The sequence below is a fragment of the Rhizobacter sp. P2_H2 genome (assembly GCF_056403375.1).
In genome coordinates, this window is record NZ_JBFUFP010000469.1 from 1 (window position 1) to 4077 (window position 4077).

General features: G+C 67.5%; 1 protein-coding gene. It reads right to left on the reverse strand.

Annotated features, from left to right (window positions below; translation table 11 throughout):
• Positions 1–4077: calcium-binding protein (locus AC1D15_RS20520; protein ID WP_477827418.1), on the reverse strand; the 4077-nt coding region annotated here is incomplete at both ends.

Genomic DNA, 4077 nt, shown 5'->3' on the forward strand with positions numbered 1-4077 from the left:
CCACAACGCCCGGCCCGGCGCCGCCGTGAGCGCAGCCACCACCGCGTCGTCGTGCAGGCCGGTGTCCTGGCCCGTGATCAAGGTCGGCAAGGCCTGCGGCCGGCGCTCGCCGAGGGCCGTCTCCGCGTGCATCGCATCCCAGGGCGAGAGCAGCGCGAAGCGCCGCGTCGCCGGCATGGCCCGCTCGGTGGGTGTCGCGGTCGGTGCCGCCGTGGTGCCGACTGCCGACGCCGTCACCGGAACCCCCGTGCCGTCGGCCAGCTTGATCGTTTCGATCTTGTTGGCCGTGCCCACGTACCAGTTCGTGATCGTCAGCTTGTCGGACGTCACCCCGCTGATGCCCAGCACCAGGTTGTTGCCGCTGCGCGTCTGCGTCAGCTGCGCCGCGCTGATGCCGGTGCCGATCTCGATGCGGTCGCTGCCGCCCGCATCGGTGATCGTGTCCTGCCCGTCGCCACGGCCCCAGCGGTAGACGTCGTTCGACGTCGTGGAGTTGTCCGTCATCGTGTCGTTGCCGGCACCGCTGCTGTAGGTGTCGTTGCCCTCCAGGCCCTTCAGCGCGTTGACGCCCGCATTGCCGAACAGCAGGTTGTCCAGGCCGTTGCCGGTGCCATCGATCGCGTTGCCGTTGAGCAGCGTCAGGTTCTCGACGAAGTTGCCCAGCGTCCAGGTGATGGTGCTGTTCACCGTGTCGGTGYCGCCCCCGGTCAGCTCAGTGGTGGCCTCGTTGGCGGTGTCGACGTAGTAGGTGTCGTTGCCGGCGCCACCGGCCATGTTGTCGAGCCCGCCCTTGCCGTCGAGCACGTTGTTGCCGGCATTGCCGATCAGCGTGTTGGCCGCGCCGTTGCCAGTGGCCGTGGTGTTGCCGTTGCCGGTGAGCGTCAGGGCCTCGATGTTGTCCAGCAGCGAGTAGTTCACGCTGGCTTCGACGGTGTCGGTACCCCCGCCCGAGGCCTCGGTGATGCTGTCGAGCGCATCATCGACCACGTAGGTGTCGTTGCCCGCGCCGCCGATCAGCGTGTCCACGCCCTCCTTGCCGTCCAGGCGGTTCGCGCCGCTGTTGCCGGTGATCTTGTTGGACGCCGCATTGCCGGTGCCCGACAGGCCGCTGCTGCCGCCCAGCGTCAGGTTCTCGACATTGGCCGACAGGATGTAGCTGGCGGTCGATTGCACCGCGTCGAGCCCCTCGCCGGCGTTCTCGGTGATCGTGTCGCCGCTGTCGTCGACGACGTAGGTGTCATCGCCCGTCCCGCCTGCCATGTCGTCGACACCGGCGCCGCCATCCAGCTTGTCATTGCCTGCCCCGCCCAGCAGCCAATCGTTGCCGGCCTTGCCGTTGAGCTGGTCGTTGCCCGCCCCGCCGTCGAAGTAGTCGCTGTTGGCCGTGCCGTTCATCACGTCGTCGCCATCGGTGCCGGCCAGCGCGATGCGGATGCCCTGCGACACGTCCAGCGTGCTGCCATCCACAAAGCGGAAGGTCGACAGGCGACGCGGGTCGTCGAAGTAGTCGACGCCGATGGTCTCCGGCGCAGCGCCGCCGAGCACGTCGATCAGCAGCTTCGGCCCGAAGCGGCGGAAGCGCAGGTCACCGGCCGCGATGCCGGGGCCGAACTCGATGATGTTGCCGATCGAGGTGTCGAGGATCAGGTCGGCGCCCGAGATGTCACCGGCCGCGGCCACCACCGCATCGCCACGCTTGAAGACGTAGGTGTCGACCCCGGCGCCGCCCTGCAGGCTTTGCTCGCCGACGCCGCCTTCCAGCCGGTCGTTGAATTCGGTGCCGACCAGGACCCGGCCATTCACGTCGGGCAGGACCGTGAAGCTGCCGGCCCGCGCCACGAGTTGCGTCCAGTCCAGCACGGTGCCGTCGGTGAAGCGGAACGACTCGAACTTGCCCACGTCTGCATACCCGCTGCGCGGACGGTAGTCCTGGTTGTCGCCCGTGCTGCTGATGCGGATCTGGCCACCGCCCTGGTCCACCTCCAGGATCCGGTCGGAGGTAAGGCTGCCAGCCGCGTTGTAGGTGACAGCGCTCAGCTTCAGGTTCTCGGGCGTGATGCCGGCGCCGAACTCGATCACGTCGTTGCCACCGTACTCATAGATCAGATCCTTGCCATCGCCCCGGTCGAAATGGTAGGTGTTGTTGCCTTCCAGGCCGACCAGCGTGTCGTCACCCTTGCCGCCGGTGAGGCGGTTGGAGATGCCCAGCACGGTGCCACCGTCGGCGGCCGTCCAGGTGCCGGTGCTGAACAGCACCTCGCCGGCGGCCGAACCGATGACGGGCAGGTCGGCCATGCTGGCCGGCATCAGGGAGGACGCGCTGCGCACCGTTCCGTCGGCGAACGCGAAGGTCGGCAGGCTGTTAACCATGTTCGGGCGGATCGCCCGGCCGTCGAGTGCGTAGGAAATCGTGTCGCCCTGCGTGCCGTAGGTGAACGTGAGCGCCATGTTGGCTGCATAGACGTCGTTCGCGGGCACGGCGGTCAGTCCCACGAGCTTCAGGGACGACGCGGCCACGCCGGCCGCGAACGTGACACGCAAGGTTCCGTCGGCGGCAGCGCCATCGGCCAGGTACTGCGTTTGACGGAATAGGTCGTGGCCATCGCCCTGCGCGAACACAAAGTCGGCAGAGCGGGTGGATTCCAGCGAGAAGGTGTCGTCGCCCTGGCCGCCGACGATGGTGTCGACGGCGTCGCCCCAGCCGATGTTGTAGCCAAAAGTGTCGCTCCCGTCGCCGCCGTCAAGCCGCTCGCTGCCGTTGCTGCCAACCAATCGGTCGTCGCCCGCGTCGCCATAGAGGGACGATGAGCGGCCATCATCGTTGGCCGTTGCATTCAGGAGGTCGTTGCCATCGTCGCCATGCAGGACATCGGCTCCGCCATCGCCGGACAACCGATCGTTGCCGGCTCCGCCATGCAAGGTGTCGTCGCCATCCCCACCGAAAAGCTCGTCATCTCCACTGCCACCGTCCAGGACGTCATTGCCGCCCTGTCCCTGGAGCGTGTCGGCATCGTCACCGCCGTCGAGCAGGTCGTTGCCTGCGCCGCCGTACAGCCAATCCCTTCCTTCGTCGCCATACAGGCTGTCGTTCCCGTACCCGCCGACCAGTGTGTCGTTACCACCGAGGCCGTGGATGTCCTGCGGGCGCGTGCTGCTGCCGTTTCCGTCGATCCGGTCGTTGCCGGCGGTGCCGATCTCCGTGAACGGAAGATGCGCCGTGATCTCCCCGTCGCTCCACACCGTACCGTCGGCGAACTGGATGGCGCCGAGGCGACTTTGCGGACTCAGAGTGATCTGGTCTCCCGAGCCATAGCGCAGCACCAGGCCTCCGCCATCGTTGGCCAGCGTCAACTCGCTTTCATGCACATCGGCCAGCACGATGCGGTTGGTGCCGATCGTGGAGGCGTCCTCCAGCGTATCCACGCCATCGCCCTTGTGGAAGACGTAGGTGTCGCTGCCGGCACCGCCGACGAGCTGGTCGGATCCGGTGCCGCCTTCCAGCACGTCATCGCCGTTGCCTCCAGTGAGCGTGTCGTCACCGCTGCCACCTGCCAGCGTGTCGTTGCCGGCCCCGCCGCGGATCGCATCGTTGCCGCCCAGGGCATCGAGGGTGACGTTGCCGTCGCCAGGAACCTCGAACGTGTCATCACCCTGCGTCATCAGGTCTTGCAGGCCGACGAACGGAACGGTGCCGCGCTCGTACGACGTGCCGTCGGCGAAGGCGATCTGCTGGCGGCTCGCGTTGGTGAAGAACTGCTTCACCGTCAACTGGTCGCCGCTGCCCTGGAACATCACGAACAGGTCGGCACCGTTGCGGATGAAGCGCGCGGCGCCCACCGGCAGGGTGGCGTCGAATTCGATGCGATCGGTCTCGCCAGGGGTGCCTGCGGTGTCGTCCACGGTGTCGGTGCCGAAACCCGAGCTGAAGCGGTAGGTGTCGTTGCCACTGCCGCCCACCAGCGTTTCATTACCGCTGCCGGCCAGCAAACTGTCGTCACCTGCGCCGGCCTCGATGCGCCGCGAGGCCTCGCTGCCGACGATCACGTCGTGCACGTTGCTGCCCAACAGGGTTGCGCC